At 55.1% G+C, this 20,425-nt stretch carries 22 protein-coding genes; 13 read left to right on the top strand and 9 right to left on the bottom strand.

Annotation, left to right across the window (positions count from 1 at the left end; translation table 11 throughout):
- The first annotated feature begins 3 nt into the window (after positions 1-3).
- From secF to WM46_RS12795, 3 genes are all read left to right on the top strand, one after another.
- On the top strand, positions 4-975 hold the full coding sequence (gene secF / locus WM46_RS12805) for a protein translocase subunit SecF (protein WP_046476190.1): 972 nt from the start codon (positions 4-6) through the stop codon (positions 973-975).
- Between the two features lie 153 nt (positions 976-1,128).
- Positions 1,129-1,494, top strand: coding sequence for a VOC family protein (locus tag WM46_RS12800; RefSeq protein ID WP_061076620.1), 366 nt, complete (start codon positions 1,129-1,131; stop codon positions 1,492-1,494).
- 15 nt (positions 1,495-1,509) lie between these two features.
- Positions 1,510-2,202 carry a helix-turn-helix transcriptional regulator gene (locus WM46_RS12795; RefSeq protein WP_061076621.1) on the top strand — a complete coding sequence of 231 codons (693 nt, stop codon included), beginning with the start codon at positions 1,510-1,512 and terminating at the stop codon, positions 2,200-2,202.
- A 43-nt stretch (positions 2,203-2,245) separates the two neighbouring features.
- Here WM46_RS12795 and WM46_RS12790 read toward each other — a convergent pair whose 3' ends face one another.
- Positions 2,246-3,130 (bottom strand): nucleoside-specific channel-forming protein Tsx, encoded by an 885-nt coding sequence (locus tag WM46_RS12790; RefSeq protein ID WP_061076622.1) that lies wholly within the window; start codon positions 3,128-3,130, stop codon positions 2,246-2,248.
- 298 nt (positions 3,131-3,428) lie between these two features.
- Positions 3,429-3,968: a DUF3251 domain-containing protein gene (locus WM46_RS12785; RefSeq protein ID WP_102602435.1), complete on the bottom strand. Its 540-nt coding sequence runs from the start codon at positions 3,966-3,968 to the stop codon at positions 3,429-3,431.
- A gap of 152 nt (positions 3,969-4,120) precedes the next feature.
- On the opposite strand from WM46_RS12785, the gene nrdR reads away from it, so the two are divergent.
- The 6 genes from nrdR to pgpA all read left to right on the top strand — a co-directional run bounded on the left by nrdR (position 4,121) and on the right by pgpA (position 8,230).
- A complete protein-coding gene (gene nrdR, locus WM46_RS12780; RefSeq protein WP_042324561.1) occupies positions 4,121-4,570 on the top strand; it encodes a transcriptional regulator NrdR in 450 nt (149 codons plus the stop codon).
- Positions 4,571-4,573: 3 nt separating this feature from the next.
- A complete protein-coding gene (gene ribD, locus WM46_RS12775; RefSeq protein WP_061076624.1) occupies positions 4,574-5,677 on the top strand; it encodes a bifunctional diaminohydroxyphosphoribosylaminopyrimidine deaminase/5-amino-6-(5-phosphoribosylamino)uracil reductase RibD in 1,104 nt (367 codons plus the stop codon).
- Between the two features lie 95 nt (positions 5,678-5,772).
- Positions 5,773-6,243 carry a 6,7-dimethyl-8-ribityllumazine synthase gene (gene ribE, locus WM46_RS12770; RefSeq protein ID WP_001021161.1) on the top strand — a complete coding sequence of 157 codons (471 nt, stop codon included), beginning with the start codon at positions 5,773-5,775 and terminating at the stop codon, positions 6,241-6,243.
- 19 nt (positions 6,244-6,262) lie between these two features.
- Entirely contained in the window at positions 6,263-6,682 is a 420-nt protein-coding gene (gene nusB, locus WM46_RS12765) for a transcription antitermination factor NusB (RefSeq protein WP_042285962.1), read from the top strand.
- A gap of 77 nt (positions 6,683-6,759) precedes the next feature.
- Entirely contained in the window at positions 6,760-7,737 is a 978-nt protein-coding gene (thiL, locus tag WM46_RS12760; protein WP_102602434.1) for a thiamine-phosphate kinase, read from the top strand.
- A complete protein-coding gene (gene pgpA / locus WM46_RS12755; protein WP_061076626.1) occupies positions 7,715-8,230 on the top strand; it encodes a phosphatidylglycerophosphatase A in 516 nt (171 codons plus the stop codon). The genes thiL and pgpA overlap by 23 nt, the downstream gene beginning before the upstream one ends.
- Positions 8,231-8,314: 84 nt before the next feature.
- On the opposite strand, the gene WM46_RS12750 is transcribed toward pgpA, so the two are convergent.
- Genes WM46_RS12750 through xseB form a run of 4 tightly spaced genes read right to left on the bottom strand, consistent with a single transcriptional unit; the run spans position 8,315 to position 12,378 of the window.
- Positions 8,315-9,289, bottom strand: coding sequence for an aldo/keto reductase (locus WM46_RS12750; protein ID WP_061076627.1), 975 nt, complete (start codon positions 9,287-9,289; stop codon positions 8,315-8,317).
- A gap of 56 nt (positions 9,290-9,345) precedes the next feature.
- Entirely contained in the window at positions 9,346-11,208 is a 1,863-nt protein-coding gene (dxs, locus tag WM46_RS12745) for a 1-deoxy-D-xylulose-5-phosphate synthase (RefSeq protein ID WP_102602433.1), read from the bottom strand.
- Between the two features lie 27 nt (positions 11,209-11,235).
- Positions 11,236-12,135 carry a (2E,6E)-farnesyl diphosphate synthase gene (ispA, locus tag WM46_RS12740; RefSeq protein WP_102602432.1) on the bottom strand — a complete coding sequence of 300 codons (900 nt, stop codon included), beginning with the start codon at positions 12,133-12,135 and terminating at the stop codon, positions 11,236-11,238.
- Positions 12,136-12,378, bottom strand: coding sequence for an exodeoxyribonuclease VII small subunit (gene xseB / locus WM46_RS12735; protein WP_042324547.1), 243 nt, complete (start codon positions 12,376-12,378; stop codon positions 12,136-12,138).
- A 320-nt stretch (positions 12,379-12,698) separates the two neighbouring features.
- On the opposite strand from xseB, the gene thiI reads away from it, so the two are divergent.
- On the top strand, positions 12,699-14,147 hold the full coding sequence (thiI, locus tag WM46_RS12730) for a tRNA uracil 4-sulfurtransferase ThiI (protein WP_061076629.1): 1,449 nt from the start codon (positions 12,699-12,701) through the stop codon (positions 14,145-14,147).
- A gap of 36 nt (positions 14,148-14,183) precedes the next feature.
- On the opposite strand, the gene WM46_RS12725 is transcribed toward thiI, so the two are convergent.
- The gene (locus WM46_RS12725; RefSeq protein WP_102602431.1) at positions 14,184-14,879 is read right to left on the bottom strand and encodes an IclR family transcriptional regulator; all 696 of its coding nucleotides are present in this window, start codon (positions 14,877-14,879) and stop codon (positions 14,184-14,186) included.
- 170 nt (positions 14,880-15,049) lie between these two features.
- Here WM46_RS12725 and WM46_RS12720 point away from each other — a divergent pair, with 170 nt between their 5' ends.
- From WM46_RS12720 to WM46_RS12710, 3 genes are read left to right on the top strand one after another with little or no spacing between them, the layout of a single operon-like run.
- Positions 15,050-17,383 (top strand): molybdopterin-dependent oxidoreductase, encoded by a 2,334-nt coding sequence (locus WM46_RS12720; protein WP_102602430.1) that lies wholly within the window; start codon positions 15,050-15,052, stop codon positions 17,381-17,383.
- Positions 17,383-17,934, top strand: coding sequence for a 4Fe-4S dicluster domain-containing protein (locus WM46_RS12715; RefSeq protein ID WP_102602429.1), 552 nt, complete (start codon positions 17,383-17,385; stop codon positions 17,932-17,934). The genes WM46_RS12720 and WM46_RS12715 overlap by 1 nt, the downstream gene beginning before the upstream one ends.
- Before the next feature lie 10 nt (positions 17,935-17,944).
- Positions 17,945-18,733, top strand: a complete 789-nt coding sequence (locus WM46_RS12710; RefSeq protein WP_102602428.1) for a dimethyl sulfoxide reductase anchor subunit family protein — start codon at positions 17,945-17,947, stop codon at positions 18,731-18,733.
- Positions 18,734-18,861: 128 nt separating this feature from the next.
- On the opposite strand, the gene yajL is transcribed toward WM46_RS12710, so the two are convergent.
- Both yajL and panE read right to left on the bottom strand, forming a co-directional pair.
- Positions 18,862-19,452 carry a protein deglycase YajL gene (yajL, locus tag WM46_RS12705; protein ID WP_102602427.1) on the bottom strand — a complete coding sequence of 197 codons (591 nt, stop codon included), beginning with the start codon at positions 19,450-19,452 and terminating at the stop codon, positions 18,862-18,864.
- On the bottom strand, positions 19,415-20,326 hold the full coding sequence (panE, locus tag WM46_RS12700; protein ID WP_061076635.1) for a 2-dehydropantoate 2-reductase: 912 nt from the start codon (positions 20,324-20,326) through the stop codon (positions 19,415-19,417). Before panE ends, yajL begins: the two co-directional genes overlap by 38 nt.
- Between the last annotated feature and the right edge of the window lie 99 nt (positions 20,327-20,425).

Genomic DNA, 20,425 nt, shown 5'->3' with positions numbered 1-20,425 from the left:
GAAGTGGCACAGGAATATACTGTTGAACAATTGAACCACGGCCGTAAAGTCATCGACTTTATGCGCTGGGACTACTGGGCTTTCGGCATCTCCGGGCTTCTGCTGGTGTTGGCCATCATCGTGATGGGCGTACGTGGCTTTAACTGGGGTCTCGATTTCACCGGTGGTACGGTGATTGAAATTACGCTGGAAAAACCGGCTGAGATGGACGTGATGCGCGACGCGCTGGAAAAAGCGGGCTTTGTTGATCCGCTTTTACAGAACTTCGGCAGCAGCCACGACATCATGGTTCGTATGCCGCCTACCGAAGGGGCAAACGGCGGCCAGGTGCTGGGCAGCAAAGTGTTGAGTGTGATTAACGAATCCACCAACCAGAACGCGGCAGTGAAGCGTATTGAATTCGTCGGACCGAGCGTGGGTGCCGATCTGGCGCAAACCGGTGCGATGGCGCTGCTGGCAGCGCTGATTTCCATCCTGGTTTACGTTGGTATCCGTTTCGAATGGCGACTGGCGGCGGGCGTGGTTATCGCGCTGGCGCACGACGTCATCATTACGCTGGGGATCCTGTCGTTATTCCATATCGAGATCGACCTGACTATCGTGGCCTCGCTGATGTCCGTTATCGGTTACTCGCTTAACGATAGTATCGTGGTCTCTGACCGTATTCGTGAAAACTTCCGCAAAATTCGTCGCGGGACGCCTTACGAAATCTTTAACGTGTCACTGACCCAGACGCTGCACCGTACGTTGATTACCTCCGGTACAACGTTAATGGTTATCCTGATGCTGTTCCTGTTCGGTGGTCCGGTACTGGAAGGCTTCTCGCTGACCATGCTTATCGGGGTGTCCATCGGTACGGCATCGTCCATTTACGTGGCATCGGCGCTGGCGCTTAAGCTTGGTATGAAGCGCGAGCATATGCTGCAACAGAAAGTCGAGAAAGAAGGGGCGGATCAGCCGTCAATTCTGCCGTAATCCGATTTTCAGTTAACGCTCAGAAATCCCGGTCATTCGATCGGGATTTTTCTTTTCTCCCTTTCTCTTGTCCTGCAATCACTACTGACACTATGCTGTCAGGAGCCCTGTTTTATCCTCTTCCTGAACTTACCCACACAGGCAGGAGGAACGATGAAAAGCATTATCAACTGGTTTGAAATTCCCGTAACGGATATGGAGCGCGCGATTGCGTTTTATGAGCCGGTCATGGGTCTGTCGCTGCGTCGTGAAAAAATGGGCTTTGCCGATCTGGCGGTTTTCCCGTATGACGATCCGGCTCCTGGTGGTGCGCTGGCGAAGTTTGACGGTATCGCGCCTTCATTGCAGGGCGCCATTATTTATCTGCATACGGACGATCTCGGTGCCACGCTGGATCGCGTCGCCAGTGCCGGTGGCAACTGCGTTTTTGGTCCGTTCGATCTCGGTAAAGGGATTGGTACCATTGCGTTGTTTACCGACAGCGAAGGCAATCGTGTGGGTTTACATCAACCGGCTTAATCACAGAGAGCAACTATGACCCGTCGCGCTGACCGTTTGTTCCAGATAGTCCAGATCCTGCGTGGCAGGCGGCTGACAACGGCAGCGCTGCTGGCGGAGCGGCTGGAGGTGTCAGAGCGGACGATCTATCGTGACATCCGTGACCTTTCGCTCTCCGGCGTGCCGGTCGAAGGGGAGGCGGGGAGCGGTTATCGTCTGATGGCGGGGTTTGATCTCCCGCCGCTGATGCTGACGCACCGGGAATCGGAAGCGCTGATTGCCGCCATTCGTCTGCTGCACACCTGGGGCGGTGATTTGCTCTCCAGGGAACTGGAGTCGGCACAGGAAAAGGTGCTGGCGATATTGCCGGAAGAAAGCCGGCGCAAAGCCGAACAGGCGCGTATTTTCGCCCCTGACTTTGGCAGACAACACCATTCGCGCAGCGCGTTCGATGTGATCCACCGGGCGGTGACTATCCAGCAGGTGCTGGCGCTGCATTACCGCGACGAGGCGGGACAGCTTTCCTGGCGGGACGTGCAGCCATTAGGGATCTTCTTCGAAGGCAAATTCTGGCTGCTGGTGGCCTGGTGCGAGCGACGCGAAGACTACCGCTGTTTTCGTGTCGATCGCTGTTTAAGCATCACGCCGCTCGACAGACGATTTTGCGAGTGCGCCGATCGATCGCTGAGTGATTTTTTACGTAAGATCCGCGACGAAACGCACGCATAAAAAAGCCAGCGCTCAGGCTGGCTTTTGCAGGAAAGGGACGTTATCAGAAGTTGTAACCGACAACCAGGTAGCCACCCCAGCCGGTAGATTTCACGTTGAAGTTACCTTTACCGAAGTTCAGCTCAGCGTCGTCGTTCCACTGACCCCCGTTATGCCAGTAACGCGCTACGACCGAGTAGTGCCAGTGGTCGTAGTTCAGCGCCAGAATATGGCTGGAGGCGATAGAGTCGTTGGTACGCGCTTTGTTGCCGTTCAGATCGGAGAAATCGTTGTCGCCCAGATCGGAACCCCAGTCAAAGTTGGTGAAACCGATGTAGCTCAGGTTACCGCCCCACAGTTCGGTAATCGGAACAAAGTATTTCACTTTGAAACGGTAGCCGTCCCATTCGTTTTCGTTAGCGGCGCCGTAGTTCTGCCATTGATACTTAGCATAGACGTTCAGGGACAGGCTCATCGGCAGGCCAGTATCAATATCGGTACCCAGCCCCATGTACCAGGTGCTCTGACGGCCATCTTTGTTACGACCCATGTCGTAGATGTAGTTATTGGCGAAGTACCACTCTTTAAACGGACCAAAGCTCAGGTCAGTGCCGGTCAGTTTGTCGATGGAGAAACGCGGTTCGATTTCCATAAACAGCGGAGAACCGTGGTTCCAGATCCCTTTCGCGTCGGTGTTACCACCGAAGAAAACCGGCGCATCCATGTAGCCATAGAAGTCGAACCAGTCTTTCTTCGCGAAAGCTTCATATTCCAGGTAGGTATCGTTACGGAGCTGCGGTCCGAAACGTGTGTGATAGCTACCGACGACGTTGACGCTCTGGTGCCACCAGTCTGAAAGATACTGCGGTTTATCATTTTCCGCAGCGTTAACGGTGAATGACGAGGAGAGCGCGAGCACGGCACCGGCTGCAAGTAATGTTTTTTTCATATTGTATGCCACTGTTTGAAATCCCTGACGGGAGTGAAAAAGGCGCAAATAGCGTTTCTGAATATTTCGTGTTTCTGCGAGCCTATTATAGAAATCATTGCTCACAAAAATATGTCTTGTTTCACAGTTCTATCATTTACGTAATCGATTGCGTTCACGTTTGCGTATTTTAGCGCGAGGATTGTACTGGCATTCCATGAATGTTGCCAACGTTTACTAAAAAGAGCGTGTATGTAAGAGGAATAACAAAAGGGAACAGGAGATGTTGCGGAACGCACAAAACGTTCCGCAAGGAGGTTTATTGCGTAACAGGCTGGATGTCGTGGATACGCACAAATCCTAATTGATCGGGCGTCAGGTTATTCAGTTGCAGCGGGATGTCCACATCACTGGGCGCCAGCACGCTCGCCGGGGCCGTGATCAACTGATTCTGCACATTTACTTCCTGATAATTGTCAGTTGTTCCCTGAATTTGCCCATATTCAACGGTGCCGCTAAACGCTGGCAGCGGATCGTTGGACTCCCCCTGAATACGCAGCGTCACCCGGGTGCCGGCCGCGTTTGGCGCAATGTTGATAAGCGACATGCGCAGTGTGCCTACCTGACTGTTCAGGCGTGCCGGGGTATTGGAGCCCGGCAGCAGATAAACGCCGCGGGTTGATTTGACGTTCAGACTGTTCTGCTGGGTAATTTTTACGGTTTCCTGATTAAGCTGATTCATCTCTTTATTGAGCGTCGAAACGCTCTGATGCATCTCGCGCACTTCGCTTTGTTGTGCGCAGGCGCTCAGACTAAAGAGACTTCCCACCAGGAGAATTCTTAGGTAACGTCTTGTCATCACTCTTATTTCCTGAATTGTCGCGATAAGTTAATGGTAGATCGTAAAAGGCGTAAAGACATCGATCCATTGTCTCAAAAGCGTTGCGCCTTTGTTGTCACGTCAGTTCAGGTTAAAATAGATTTCTGTTAACCACCTGGTCAGGACGCCGTATGCATTGCCCATTCTGTTTCGCCGTAGACACTAAGGTAATTGACTCTCGTCTTGTGGGCGAGGGCTCTTCCGTACGCCGCCGTCGGCAGTGTCTGGTTTGTAATGAACGTTTCACCACGTTTGAAGTGGCAGAACTTGTGATGCCGCGCGTTGTGAAAAGCAACGACGTGCGCGAACCGTTTAATGAAGAAAAGCTGCGCAGTGGAATGCAGCGTGCGCTGGAAAAGCGTCCGGTGAGTTCCGATGACGTCGAAATGGCGTTGAATCATATAAAGTCGCAACTGCGCGCCACCGGCGAACGTGAAGTCCCCAGTAAAATGATTGGCAATCTGGTGATGGAACAATTGAAAAAACTCGATAAAGTCGCCTACATCCGCTTTGCCTCGGTTTACCGCAGCTTCGAAGATATTAAAGAATTTGGCGAAGAGATCGCTCGCCTACAGGATTAAGCCATGCAGGATGAGTTATACATGGCGCGAGCGCTGAAGCTGGCGCAGCGCGGGCGGTTTACCACCCATCCCAACCCTAATGTCGGCTGCGTGATCGTCAACGATGGCGAGATTGTCGGCGAAGGCTACCATCATCGCGCCGGCGAACCGCATGCGGAAGTGCACGCCCTGCGTATGGCGGGCGATAAGGCCAAAGGCGCCACCGCGTATGTCACGCTTGAACCCTGCAGCCATCATGGCCGTACGCCGCCGTGCTGCGATGCGCTGATTGCCGCTGGCGTTTCTCGCGTGGTGGCGGCGATGCAGGATCCCAATCCGCAAGTGGCGGGACGCGGGTTATATCGTCTGCAACAGGCGGGTATCGACGTCAGCCACGGGCTGATGATGAGCGAAGTCGAAGCGTTAAATAAAGGTTTCCTCAAACGAATGCGCACCGGGTTTCCGTATGTGCAACTGAAACTCGGCGCTTCGCTGGACGGCCGTACGGCGATGGCCAACGGTGAAAGCCAGTGGATTACCTCACCAGAGGCGCGACGTGATGTTCAGCGTCTGCGCGCGCAAAGCCACGCCATTTTAACCAGCAGCGCGACGGTGCTGGCGGACGACCCGCAGCTCACCGTGCGCTGGTCAGAGCTGGGTGAGGCGACACAGGCGGTTTATCCGCAGGATGCCGTGCGCCAGCCGGTGCGAATTGTGATAGACAGTCAGAACCGCGTGACGCCGGAGCATCGTCTGGTACAGCAGCCAGGGGAAACCTGGATTGCGCGCACGAAAGAAGACGCGCGCGTCTGGCCTGATTCGGTTCGCACGATTAGGGTGCCGGAGCATAACGGTCATCTGGATCTGGTGGTGCTGATGATGCTGCTGGGCAAACAACAGATTAACAGTCTGTGGGTGGAGGCTGGGCCGACGCTTGCCGGTGCGCTCTTGCAGGCCGGTGTGGTTGACGAGCTTATCGTCTATCTTGCACCTAAACTGTTAGGCAGTGATGCCAGGGGATTATGTGTGTTGCCAGGGCTTGAGAAACTGGCTGACGCCCCCCATTTCAAATTCAATGAGATACGCCAGGTGGGCCCGGACGTTTGCCTGCATTTAACCCCTGCGTGAGGCTTTCGAATTTTCGAATTATAGGAAGCAGCGCACAGAATATTATGATAAAATCCGCCCCCCTTACGGGGCCATATCGAACCCGAAGGAAGAATATGAACATTATTGAAGCTAACGTTGCTACTCCGGACGCTCGCGTCGCCATCACCATTGCGCGTTTCAACAACTTTATCAACGACAGCCTGCTGGAAGGTGCGATTGACGCCCTGAAACGCATTGGTCAGGTCAAAGATGAAAACATTACCGTTGTCTGGGTTCCAGGTGCCTACGAACTGCCGCTGGCAGCGGGCGCGCTGGCGAAAACCGGTAAATATGACGCGGTGATTGCGCTGGGTACGGTTATTCGTGGCGGCACAGCTCACTTCGAATATGTCGCTGGCGGTGCAAGCAACGGCCTGGCGCATGTCGCTCAGGACAGCGAAATTCCGGTCGCCTTTGGCGTCCTGACCACCGAAAGCATTGAACAAGCTATCGAACGTGCTGGCACCAAAGCTGGCAACAAAGGCGCGGAAGCTGCACTGACCGCGCTTGAAATGATTAATGTATTGAAAGCCATCAAGGCCTGATTTTTGTAAGGGGAAATCCGTGAAACCTGCTGCTCGTCGCCGCGCTCGTGAGTGTGCCGTTCAGGCGCTCTACTCCTGGCAGTTGTCCCAGAACGACATCGCTGATGTTGAATACCAGTTCCTGGCAGAACAGGACGTGAAAGATGTTGACGTCATGTACTTCCGTGAACTGCTGTCCGGGGTGGCGACTAACAGCGCGTACCTGGATGGCCTGATGAAGCCTTACCTGTCTCGTCTGCTGGAAGAGCTGGGTCAGGTGGAAAAAGCCGTACTGCGTATTGCGCTGTTCGAGCTGTCTAAACGCAGTGATGTGCCATACAAAGTGGCCATTAACGAAGCGATCGAACTGGCGAAAACGTTCGGTGCGGAAGACAGCCACAAGTTCGTCAATGGCGTTCTGGATAAAGCAGCGCCTGCGATTCGCCCCAACAAAAAGTAATCTCCAGGCCGTCAGTGAAGTGGAAGCGATTCCTCTCTCCTGGCGGCTTTTTCATTTTTTCTGCTGAGGCATAACGTATGGCATGCGGCGAATTTTCCCTGATTGCCCGTTATTTTGACCGTGTCAGAAGCTCTCGTCTTGACGTCGAAACCGGTATTGGCGACGACTGTGCACTTCTGAACATCCCCGATAAACAGACGCTGGCGATCAGCACCGATACGCTGGTGGCGGGCAACCACTTCCTGACCGACATTGATCCTGCCGATCTGGCGTACAAAGCGCTGGCGGTGAACTTAAGCGATCTGGCGGCGATGGGGGCCGATCCGGCGTGGCTGACGCTGGCGATCACCCTGCCTGAGGTGGACGAACCCTGGCTGGAAGCCTTCAGCGACAGTCTGTTTGAATGTCTGAATTACTATGGTATGCAACTGATTGGCGGCGACACCACGCGGGGTCCGCTGTCGATGACGTTGGGTATCCACGGCTTTGTACCTGCCGGGCGCGCCCTGAAACGCGCCGGGGCGAAACCGGGCGACTGGATTTACGTGACCGGTACGCCGGGCGATAGCGCTGCGGGCCTGGCGATTTTGCAGAACCGCTTGCAGGTTGCCGATGCTGCCGATCGTGAGTATCTGCTCAAGCGCCACCTGCGTCCGACGCCGCGTATTTTGCAGGGTCAGGCGCTGCGCGATCTGGCCAGCGCGGCGATTGATCTCTCTGACGGACTGATTTCCGATCTTGGGCATATTGTGAAGGCCAGTGCCTGCGGTGCGCGAGTCGATCTCAATGCGCTACCCTGGTCAGACGCGATGACGCGTCACGTCGAACCTGAACAGGCGCTGCGCTGGGCGCTGTCTGGCGGTGAAGACTATGAGTTATGCTTTACGGTACCGGAACTGAACCGCGGTGCGCTGGAGGTGGCTATGGGCCAGCTTGGCGTTGCCTTTACCTGCATTGGGCAGATGAGCGCCGATGTGGAAGGGATTCATTTCATGCGTGACGGAACGCCTGTCACTTTTGACTGGAAAGGATATGACCATTTTGCCACGCCATAAAGATGTCGCCAAAAGCCGCCTGAATCTGCTTAACCCGTGGCACTTACTGGCTACCGGGTTTGGTAGCGGCCTCAGTCCGGTTGTTCCGGGTACGATGGGATCGCTGGCGGCAATTCCCTTCTGGTATCTGATGACCTTTCTGCCGTGGCAGCTCTATTCGCTGGTGGTGATGCTGGGGATTTGTATCGGCGTCTATCTTTGCCACCAGACGGCAAAAGACATGGGCGTGCACGATCACGGCAGCATCGTCTGGGATGAATTCATCGGAATGTGGATCACGCTAATGGCGTTGCCGACCCATGACTGGCAGTGGGTCGCCGCCGGGTTCGTGATTTTCCGTATTCTCGATATGTGGAAGCCGTGGCCGATCCGTTGGTTCGATCGCAACGTGCATGGCGGGATGGGGATCATGGTGGACGATATTGTCGCCGGAGTGATTTCCGCCGGGATCCTCTATTTCATCGGCCATCACTGGCCGATTGGCATTATTTGAATGGTGATGCCGGCGTAACCGCCTTATCGGGCCTGGGATCGAGTGTGCAGGCCCGATAAGCGAAGCGCCATCGGGCACATTTCCTTATTTATATCCGGCCACAGGATGCGGTTTATACGGCGTTTCCAGTTCGGCGATGTGCTCGGGTTTCAGCGTGAGATCCACGGCATTCAGCAACTCATCGAGCTGTTCCTCCCGTGATGAGCCGATAATTGGCGCGGCAATCCCGGGTTTGCTTAACAGCCACGCCAGCGCCACCTGGGCGCGCGTCGCGCCAAGTTCTTCGCTCACACCGGCCAGCCGTGCGGCAATCTGCGCATCATTTTCGTCGCTTTCGCTATACAGCTTTTTCCCCACTTCGTCAGAAACCAGGCGTGCTGTGGTTTCTCCCCACGGACGCGTCAGACGCCCTCTGGCCAGCGGGCTCCACGGAATAACCGCCACACCTTCCTGGTAGCACAGCGGCAGCATTTCGCGCTCTTCCTCGCGGTAGATGAGGTTATAGTGGTCTTGCATGCTGACAAACTGCGCCCAGCCGTGCTGTTTTTGCAGCGCCAGCGCCTGGGCAAACTGCGACGCATGCATTGACGACGCGCCGATATAGCGTGCTTTACCGGCCTTGACCACATCGTTTAACGCTTCCAGCGTCTCTTCAATCGGCGTGTTGTAATCCCAGCGGTGAATTTGCAGGATATCGACGTAGTCCATCCCCAGCCGTCTCAGGCTGTCATCGATAGAACGCAGGATTTGCGCGCGGGATAATCCTTCCGGCAGGTCATCCACCCGATTAAACACTTTGGTGGCGACCACCACCTCATCACGACGAGCGAAATCGCGCAGAGCGCGACCGACGATCTCTTCGCTGCTGCCGGCTGAGTAGTTGTTTGAGGTATCGAAAAAGTTAATACCGCCCTCAAGGGCGCGTTGGATGATAGGGCGACTGCTCTCTTCGGGAAGCGTCCAGGCGTGGTTTCCGCGATTCGGCTCGCCGAACGTCATGCAGCCCAGACAAAGGCGGGAAACCCGAAGGTCCGTTTTTCCTAAGATGTTGTATTGCATTATTTCGCTCCTGTTATGCTCGTTATGGGTTAAGCATAGCAGGAGCGAAGGGGGGATTATGCCAACCAGGCCTTGATTTTGGCCTCAATGCCTGCGGCATCCAGACCCAACTCGGCGCGGGCTTCATCCTGTGTTCCCTGCGGAATGAAGAAGTCCGGCAGGCCGATGTTAAGCACCGGAACCGGTTTGCGATGCGCCATCAGCACTTCGTTCACGCCGCTACCGGCCCCGCCCATAATGGCGTTTTCTTCCAGCGTCACCAGTACTTCATGACGCGCCGCCATTTCGAGGAGCAGGGCTTCATCCAGCGGTTTCACAAAGCGCATGTCGACCAGCGTGGCGTTGAGGGATTCCGCGACTTTTGCCGCTTCCGGCATTAAGGTACCGAAGTTGAGGATCGCCAGCTTTTCGCCGTGACGCTTCACTACGCCTTTTCCAAGCGGCAGTTTCTCCAGCGGCGTCAGCTCAACGCCGACGGCATTTCCGCGTGGGTAGCGCACCGCCGTGGGGCCATCGCTGTAGTGATAACCGGTAAACAGCATCTGGCGGCATTCGTTCTCATCGCTCGGGGTCATGATGACCATCTCCGGGATGCAGCGCAGATAGGAGAGATCGAACGCCCCCTGGTGAGTTTGCCCGTCGGCCCCGACGATCCCCGCACGATCAATCGCAAACATGACCGGCAGCTTTTGAATCGCCACGTCGTGCAGCACCTGATCGTAGGCGCGTTGCAGGAAGGTGGAGTAAATGGCCACCACCGGCTTGTAACCGCCAATCGCCAGTCCGGCGGCGAAGGTCACCGCGTGCTGCTCGGCAATCGCCACGTCAAAGTAGCGGTCCGGGAATTTACGTGAGAATTCGACCATGCCGGATCCTTCGCGCATGGCCGGGGTGATTGCCATCAGCTTGCTATCTTTAGCCGCCGTTTCGCACAGCCAGTCGCCGAAGATTTTCGAATAGCTCGGCAGACCGCCGCTGCTTTTCGGCAGACAACCGCTGGACGGATCGAATTTCGGCACCGCATGGAAGGTGATCGGGTCTTTTTCCGCCGGTTCATAACCCCGGCCTTTTTTGGTCATGATATGCAGGAACTGCGGGCCTTTCAGGTCGCGCATGTTTTTCAGCGTGGTGATAAGTCCCAGTACATCGTGGCCATCAACCGGGCCGATGTAGTTAAAGCCCAGCTCTTCAAACAGCGTGCCAGGTACGACCATGCCTTTGATATGTTCTTCGGTGCGTTTGAGCAGTTCTTTAATCGGCGGTACGCCAGAGAAGACTTTTTTTCCGCCTTCGCGCAGGGAAGAGTAAAGCTTACCGGAGAGCAACTGCGCGAGGTGATTGTTTAGCGCGCCGACGTTCTCGGAAATCGACATTTCGTTGTCGTTGAGGATGACCAGCATGTCGGGTTTGATATCGCCCGCATGGTTCATCGCCTCGAATGCCATTCCGGCAGTAATCGCCCCGTCGCCAATCACGCAGACGGTACGGCGATCTTTGCCCTCTTTTTCCGCAGCAACCGCCACGCCGATACCGGCGCTGATAGAGGTAGAGGAGTGCCCCACGCTCAGGACGTCGTATTCGCTTTCGCCACGCCATGGGAACGGATGCAGGCCGCCTTTCTGGCGGATAGTGCCAATTTTATCGCGACGACCGGTCAGAATTTTGTGTGGATAAGCCTGATGACCCACGTCCCAGATGAGCTGGTCAAACGGGGTGTTATAGACATAGTGTAGCGCCACGGTCAGCTCGACCGTGCCCAGCCCGGAGGCGAAGTGTCCGCTGGAACGACTGACGCTGTCGAGTAAATAGCGGCGCAGTTCGTCGCAGAGTTTCGGCAGACTCTCTTTTGGTAGCAGTCGCAACTCCTGGGTGGAGTCGACCAGTGCCAGGGTAGGGTATTTGGCGATATCAAAACTCATCAGAGGCCTTTAAGTAAGACAGTGTGTTCATTTATTACGCTGGATTATGTAGTCCGCTAGCGCTTCCAGTGCCGAGGTATCGAGTGACTGTGCGGCCAGTTGGTTTAGCGACTGGCGAGCCTCTGCGATTAAATCCCGGGCTTTGTTCCGGGCTTGCTCAAGGCCCAGAAGTGCAGGATAGGTACTTTTGCCAAGCTGCTGGTCGGCGCCCTGACGTTTACCCAACGTTGCAGTATCGCCCACCACATCCAGAATGTCATCCTGAACCTGGAATGCCAGGCCGATACTTTCTGCGTATTTGTCGAGTATTGGCAGCGCATTTCTGCCTTTTTCTCCGGCGCTTAACGCCCCCAGGCGAACCGCGGCGCGAATCAAAGCGCCCGTCTTATGACGATGGATTTTCTCCAGCGCCTCCAGCGGCACCTGTTTACCTTCGGCGGCGAGATCCAGCGCCTGACCGCCGCACATTCCGGCGATTCCACTGGCGCTCGCCAGCTCGGAAATCATCGCGATCCGATCGCGGTCAGCAACTTCCGGCATCGGGGCGTCGCTGATAATCGAGAACGCCAGCGTTTGCAGGGCATCACCCGCCAGAATCGCATTGGCCTCGCCAAACTTGACGTGGCAGGTCGGCAGGCCACGCCGCAGATCGTCATCATCCATTGCCGGCAGATCGTCATGGATCAGCGAGTAGGCATGAATGCACTCAACGGCGGCTGCCGGGGCATCCAGCGTGTTCAGGCTGATACCAAACATCTGACCGGTGGCATACACCAGAAACGGACGCAGACGTTTACCGCCTAATAATGCGCCATACTGCATGGTTTCGACCACGGGAGTGTTCTGAAAGGGCAGTGGGGCAATAAAACGGCTCAGCGCCTGATTAGCCTGCTCGACGCAGGCTTGAAGCTGCTGCGAAAAATCCATTTACTCGTTATCCGCTGTAAAAGGCGTAGGGGATGCGTCTTCATTGTCAGACAGCAGGATTTGCACACGCTGTTCAGCCTGTTGCAACTTCACCTGACCCTGACGTGCCAGTTGCACGCCACGTTCGAATTCGTTCAGCGCCTCTTCCAGCGGCAGATCGCCACTTTCCAGACGCGTTACAATTTGCTCCAGCTCGTTCAGCGACGTTTCAAAGCTGACCGGCGCCTCATTTTTCTTCGCCATAATAAATGTCTGACTCTCAGTATTTTCAGCCCTGATATGGTAACGGACTCAGAGCAATTATCAAATTTACCCATCATACTTCAGGCTGCATGTACGTTGGCTGCATTCGCTCACTCCAGCCGCTTACTTGTGTCAGCGCCAGGGGATGCGCTCCTTTGCCGCCCGCCTGCAACTCGAATTATTGAGGGTATAACGCGCAATGTGCACAGGAATCGCGTGATAGTGGTATACTTCCGCGCCTGGATGCAGCCCTTAACGGGGTTGCTGTACTATTTCTCCACTACAAGCCGTAACTGGCTTGCTAAAGAACCATTGCCGCCATGAAGTTTATCATTAAATTGTTCCCGGAAATCACCATCAAAAGCCAATCTGTGCGTTTGCGCTTTATAAAAATGCTGACCGGGAACATTCGTAACGTTTTAAAGCACTATGATGAGACCCTCGCCGTTGTCCGTCACTGGGATAACATCGAAGTTCGCGCGAAAGATGAAAACCAGCGTCTGGCGATCCGCGACGCGCTGACCCGTATCCCGGGGATTCACCACATTCTCGAAGTCGAAGACGTGCCGTTTACCGACATGCACGATATTTTCGAGAAGGCGCTGGTGCAATACCGCGATCAACTGGAAGGCAAAACCTTCTGCGTGCGCGTTAAACGTCGCGGTAAACACGAGTTTAGCTCTATTGACGTGGAACGTTACGTAGGCGGCGGTTTAAATCAGCATATTGAATCGGCGCGCGTGAAGCTGACCAACCCGGATGTGACTGTCCATCTGGAAGTGGAAGACGATCGTCTGCTGCTGATTAAAGGCCGCTACGAAGGGATCGGCGGTTTCCCGATCGGGACGCAGGAAGATGTACTGTCGCTGATCTCCGGCGGCTTCGACTCCGGCGTTTCCAGCTATATGCTGATGCGTCGCGGCTGCCGCGTTCACTACTGCTTCTTTAACCTTGGCGGCGCGGCGCATGAAATTGGCGTTCGTCAGGTGGCGCACTATCTGTGGAACCGCTTCGGCAGTTCACATCGCGTGCGTTTTGTCGCCATCAACTTTGAACCAGTGGTCGGCGAGATCCTCGAGAAAGTGGATGACGGCCAGATGGGCGTGGTACTGAAACGCATGATGGTTCGCGCGGCGTCGAAAGTGGCAGAGCGCTATGGCGTGCAGGCGCTGGTCACTGGCGAAGCGCTGGGACAGGTTTCCAGCCAGACGCTGACCAACCTGCGTCTGATTGATAACGTCTCCGATACGCTGATTCTGCGTCCGCTGATTGCTTACGATAAAGAGCACATCATCAATCTGGCGCGCCAGATTGGGACTGAAGATTTTGCCCGCACCATGCCGGAATACTGTGGCGTGATTTCAAAAAGCCCGACGGTGAAAGCCATCAAGGCGAAGATTGAAGCGGAAGAACAGAACTTTGACTTCAGCATCCTCGACAAAGTGGTTGAAGAAGCCAGCAATGTCGATATTCGTGAAATCGCGCAGCAGACCCAGCAGGATGTGGTGGAAGTTGAAACCGTCAGCGGTTTTGGCCCGAACGACGTGATTCTGGATATCCGCTCCATCGACGAGCAGGACGATAAGCCGTTGAAGGTAGAAGGTGTCGATGTGGTTTCACTGCCGTTCTACAAGCTGAGCACTCAGTTCGGCGATCTCGACCAGAATAAAACCTGGCTGCTGTGGTGTGAGCGCGGCGTGATGAGCCGTCTGCAGGCGCTGTATCTGCGTGAGCAGGGCTTTGAGAATGTGAAAGTGTATCGCCCGTAATCGCGATTTCCCCCGGCCATCCGCGCCGGGGGAACCTTATTCCTGCAAATGAAGCGCTTCGACGCTACTTACTAACTGTCCGGCAATCTGCGGCATGTCGTCTGTACTGAAGAACCCCATCGTCACGGCAATCGCCACCAGCTCTCCCTTTTTATTGCGTAGCGGACAGGCAATCGACTGTGCGCCAGGGATCCCCTGTGTCGGATTGTGACGCACCGCGTAGCCCCGAGAGCGTATCTGCTCAATCAGTTGTGCCTGCGCCTGGTTTTGCGGCCGCCAGGCGGAATAACTCATGAATACCTGACCCGCTGAACTGGCGTGAAGCGGAACGGGCGTGTTGGGCAGAAAATCGATATCCACATTACGGAAGCTGCGATTGTAGTGCTTCAACACTAATCCGCCGTCCGTCTCAACCACCACGCCGGTAGAGTGGTTAAAGGTATCGCGAAACGCGATCAGCGCCGTATTAAGTTCACTCACCGGATCGCGTGCAGCCGCTGGATTCCCCGCCATCTGAAGAAGGGTCGATCCCAGGCAATAAAGTCCTTTTTCGTTTTGCCCCAGCATACCGGTTCGACAGAGTGAGACCAGATACTTGTGTAAACGACTTTTCGACAGGTTGCATCCCGTAGCGATATCGATGGCCCGCGTCTGGCCGTTTTGACTGGCAACAAACGCCAGAATGTTGACGGCGATATCAACCGAATTGACCCCTTGCGATGTTTCAGCCATATGCGTTCTCTTTTTTGATTCTTCGCGAGTATACCATCGCGGCTGAAATCAGTACTGCCTTCGCAATTTAAAAAGCTCACTACTCCTAAATGGTTAGATGTTGACTTGCGTCAGGTTAATCATTGGTGAGCTTGGGTTAACTAATAATGAACTTTTTTAGAGGCAAGAACATGGACACATTGAGCAATATCCGCTTAAAAAGAAGAACCCTGTTAAAAGGGTTCGGTGTGGTGGGGTTATCCTCATTAGCGCCGACGTTTCTGACGCTGCGTCAGGCTAACGGTGCGCCTTTACCCCGATTTCGTCTTAAGCAATCGGATTACCAGACGTTCCGCTCGACCTGCGCGATGGAGTGTTTGCACTGCAACCTGACGGCGTACGTCTGGAAAGACCGGTTAATGAAAATTGAAGCGACGAAAGGCTTCAATGTGAAGTGCTGTTTACGGGGAATTAGCCGCACCAAATGGGTTTATCACCCATTACGGCTGACGCAACCATTGTTGCGAACAGGAGAAAAAGGCGAGGGGAAATTTAAACCGGTAACCTGGGACGCCGCGCTGGATCTCATTGAAAAGAACATCCGGGAGACCATCGCCACTGAGGGCAATAAAGGCTTATTGCTCACTGCCGCTTCCGGGAACATGGACTCCATCAAGAACGATATGGCCAAAGCCTTTTTCGACTATCTTGGCGGCAGTACCAAAACCGCCGGTTCGCTCTGTTGCGCGGCGGTCACCGCGGCGATGATGCCGATGGTTGGCCTGCGTTATGCCGATACCCGCGACACCATTGCAGACAGCCGCTACATTTTGTGCTGGGGGAATAACCCGGCGGTCACCATGCATGCCTATTTCAAAAACTACTCACAGGCGCAGAGAAACGGCGCACGGTTGGTGGTGATCGACCCGCGATTTAACGAAACGGCGGCCAAAGCCGACGAGTGGGTACCAATCGTGCCGGGTACGGATATCGCCCTGGCATTAGGGATGATTAACATCATCATGCAGGAAAAACGCTATGACGCGGATTTCCTGCGCGCGCATACCGGTGCGGTTTATCTGGTGGATCCGCAGCAGCAACTGATGCGTGCCGATCCAAAGGACGCGGACAGCTATCTGGTGTTTGATACACAGAGTCAGACCCTGAAACGCCATGATGCGCCCGGCGTGATACCCGCATTGTTGAGTGAGGAATTACCTGCCAACAGTGAATTCACCACCGTGCTGGATAACGTGTGGGCGCAGGCAAAACCCTGGACAGCGCAGAAAGTGGAGGAGGAGACTGATGTGCCCGCGCAGACGGTGCTCCGTCTGGCGCGAGATTACGCCGCAACGCAACCGGCGATGATTGTGCAGAACATGTCGGGGGCACAGAGAACCGAGTTTGGTACTTACGTTGCCGCCAGCCAGTTCTATTTGGCGCTGATCACCGGCAATATCGGTAAAGCCGGGGCGGGGGTCTGCGATGCGGGTGGCGTCAGACAGATGGCAAAATTCTCGCCCATCGTTCCTCCGGCGCCGAATGCAGCCAAAATTCCCGCCATTCCTATTCCTAAAATCGGTGACTGGGTCGTTAACGAAAAACCGCATGCGATTAAGTTCTGGTGGAATATGACGCTGGGTGCGATGACCCAGTTGCCCAATACCAACCAGGTCAGAGAGGCCTTTAAAAAGGTACCGTTTGTGGTGGTAGCCGACAACCTGATGAGTTCGTCTGCGCTATATGCCGATCTGGTGCTCCCCGTCACGACCATTTTTGAGGATGTCAGTCTTATGGCGGGCGTGCGCAGCCACTATGTGCAACTGATGGAGAAGGCGGTGGAGCCGCCGGGAGAAGCCAAACCCGATTACTGGATTTTTGCCCGACTGGCCGAACGCTTTGGTTTTGGCGAGGTTTTTAACCAGCCCATTGAGCACTATATCGATACCTGCCTGAAAGGCTCGGGCATTACCCGCGACATGCTGAAAAAGGGGCCGGTATGCCCCGTTGAAGAAGACTGGATCCCGTTTAAAGACGGCCAGTTCCTCACCTCGACCGGCAAAGCGCATCTGTACATTGAGGAGTGGGCGAAAAAGGATTTCCTGCCGGTGGTGACCTGGAAGCAGGTGAAAGAATCGGTTAAAGGCTCGCCTGAACTGGCTCAAACCTATCCGCTAATGGCGGTGCAGCGCAAACTGGCGCGCAGCGTACACTCCAGCCACGGGATGAACGAGTGGATCCTGGAGGTTCAGCGTAACCGCCCGAACGTGATGATTCACCCGGAAGATGCCCGGCAGCGTAAGATTCAGCCTGGAGAGTGGGTCGTGGTGTTCAATCATCGCGGTCAGCATCGGGCGATTGCTGACGTGACCACCCATATCAAACGCGGAGTCGTGAGTCTGGATAACGGCTGGTGGGAGCAGCAGGGAGGAAGCAGTAGCCATGTGACCAACGATCAGGTGGAAGTGCTGGGGAATGGGCACTGTTGCAACAGTACGCTCGTTGATGTGAGAAGGGAGGCTTAATGGCGATGAAACAGTATGGATTTCTTATTGATATGCAAAATTGCTACGGTTGTAAAACCTGTAGCATGGCCTGCAAATCAGAAAACATGACGCCGATGGGTGTACTCTGGCGTCGGGTGCGTGAACGTCATACGGATGAGCCCAATACGCAGGCCTTCATCAGCATGTCGTGCAACCACTGCGATGACCCGCAGTGCATGAAAGTCTGCCCGGCGGGGACGTACAGCAAACGTGCCGACGGCATTGTCATGCAGGATCACGATCGCTGCATTGGTTGTCGGATGTGCATCATGGCCTGCCCGTGGAGTGCGCCGGTGTACGATCCCGCCGAAGGGAAAACCAGTAAGTGCAATCTGTGTGCTGAGCGTCTCGATGAAGGATTGCAGCCGCGCTGCGTAGAATCCTGTCCGGCAGGCGTATTACGTTTTGGCGAGATCGCTGAGCTGCGTAAAGAGCATACGACGCAATGGGCGGTGCTGGAAAAACGCTACAACCTGCCCGATCACACGATTAGCCAGCCTAACATTGTCATTATTCCGCCGCGGGATTAAGGAGAACAACATGGAACAGTATGAATTGCCATTGGTCTTCTTCACCGTCTTCGCTCAGTGGGGTATTGGCGGAGTACTGGCGCTGACGCTATGCCAGTCTTTCAGCGCACAGAAATTCAGCGCAATGCAGTGTCGTACGCTGGCGCTTCGGTTCTGGATCATTACCGTGCTGGGATCCTGTGCATCGCTGGCGCATCTGGGAGCGCCTGAAGGCGCTTACCGCTCCCTGACTGGACTGGAGAGCTCCTGGCTCAGTCGGGAAGTGGCCGCGTTTATTGTGCTCAATGGCGTGATGTTTTGCTGGCTACTGCTGTGCTGGTTCAGGCCTGCGCCGCGCGGAGTGACGCTGCTGGGCGGCGTGACAGCACTGGTGGGATTGGGCACCATTCTGGTGACCTCGCAGGTCTATTACCAGATGCCGCTACACCCGCTCTGGCACAACGTTGCGACGCCTGCCGCGTTCCTGGGAACGGCGCTGCTGACGGGGTTTATGAGCGTCGCCATTGCCCGAGCGTACTGGCACCTTTCACCTTCTACGGTCTGTAATGCGGGGATTGTGGCTGGCATTGTACTGAGCGCAGGCGCACTGGGCCTTCGTTATCAGGTTCCGGGTGCTGATGCGTCCAGCCCTCTGCTCTGGTGGCAGTTGTTTGCCAGCGTGTGTGTCGCGGTGTGGGGGATATCACGTCTGAACAGCGGGATGCGCAGTTGGGTATGGGTGGCATTGATCATCACGGGGGAACTGGCCGGGAGAATGCTGTTTTACAGTAATGTGATGGGGTCCGCTCCCTGGTTTTGAATGATTGGTCGGGGGTTTACCGTAGGTCTGATAAGCGCAGCGCCATCAGGCATTAACACAACGATGATGCCGGATGGCGACGCTAAAGCGTCTTATCCGGCCTGGAGACTCATAAGCCTTGCGTCATCTTACTCGTAGTAATTATAAATGCCTGCTGCCATCACCAGTTGTGACGCGACTTCATGGGCTTTCTCGCGACCAACCAACAGGTCGATAATCTTTAAACCAAAATCGATTGAGGTACCCGGGGCCTGGCTGGTGAGCAACTTCACCCGCGGGTCCCAGACCACGCGTTTATCCTGCCATTGTTCAGCAGGAATGCGGTCTTTCAGCGCCGGAAAGCCCGTCATGTTGCCGATAGGGAAGATGTCGTGTGGAACGAGTACGGTAGCGGCTGCCGCGCAAATGGCGGCGACAATCCGTCCGGAGCGGTGAAACTGCTTAACGGTTTCGACCAGTAACGTACTGTCGCGAAAACACTCGGCGCCTTTAATGCCGCCCGGCAGAACGATGATGTCGTAGTCGCCATCGGCCACGGCAACCAGCGGCGCATCCGCCAGCAGTTTTACGCCGCGTGAACAGACAATGGTCAGACTGCCGTCGCTGGCGACGCTCGCGGTGGTGACGTCGATTCCACCACGAACCAGCAGGTCGATAGTGGTAACCGCTTCGGTTTCTTCACTACCAGGGGCGAGGCATACCAGTGCCGATGCGCTCATACTCACTCTCCTTTCGTTTTACTAACTCAAACAGGCGGCTGTTTTCCGGCACCGCAATCCCATGCGCACGGGCGCGTTTCAGCAGATATCCGGTAATGTAGTCAATCTCGGTATGACGCAGAGCCTGAATGTCCTGCAACATGGATGAGATGTTTTCTGCCGTACTGTCAATAACTTGCTCGACATAATAGCGTAAATCGTCGACTGATGTATGGTGACCTTCGCGTTCAATAACGGCCGCGACTTCCTGGCAAATCAGGTTGACCTCTTCTGGATGGTTGCGCAGTTCGCCATTCGGGCAGTTCCACAGCGCGGTCAGGGGGTTGATCACACAGTTCACCGCCAGCTTGCGCCACATCTCGGCGCGAATATTATTATGCCAGGCTACGTCAGGCAGTACGCATTGCAGCAAATCGGCGAGATAGCTGAAATCACCATCCTGCTCGCGCGCTGGACCGATACGCGTGGTGCCGTTCGCGACATGGATAATGACGTTGCCATCGCGACGTGCGGCGTGGGTGGTCGTTCCCATCAGCAAGGGTTGGCGGATAGTGTGCAATTCTTCAATCGTTCCCATGCCGTTATGGATCAACAGAATGGGTGTCGTTTCCGACAGCGTCGACGCCAGCGCTTTGACCGCGTCGGAGACCTGCCACGCTTTGAGCGTGACCAACAGCAGATCGCTGGTGGCTAAAAACTCCGGATCGTTTGCCGTCAGGGATTCGTTAAATATCGACCCGTCCGTCTCAATCACATTCACGCTGCAATAGGGCTGCGGAACGCGCAGCCAACCTTGTACGTCATGTCCCTGTTTGCACAGCGCAGAAAGCCATAACTGTCCTAAGGCTCCGCATCCCAGTACGGTAATTTTCATTCTTCCTCCTCACCCGCAACAGCACCAGGTGTTTGCTAACATAGTATAGCGCTGTCTGTTGGGTCACTTTGCAGGTATTATGCTTCGCATCAAAAATGA

This window comes from Citrobacter freundii complex sp. CFNIH2, assembly GCF_002880615.1.
Lineage (GTDB): Bacteria > Pseudomonadota > Gammaproteobacteria > Enterobacterales > Enterobacteriaceae > Citrobacter_A > Citrobacter_A amalonaticus_F.
The sequence above is the reverse complement of the archived record's forward strand: the minus strand, read 5'-3'. Positions and strand labels throughout refer to the sequence as shown.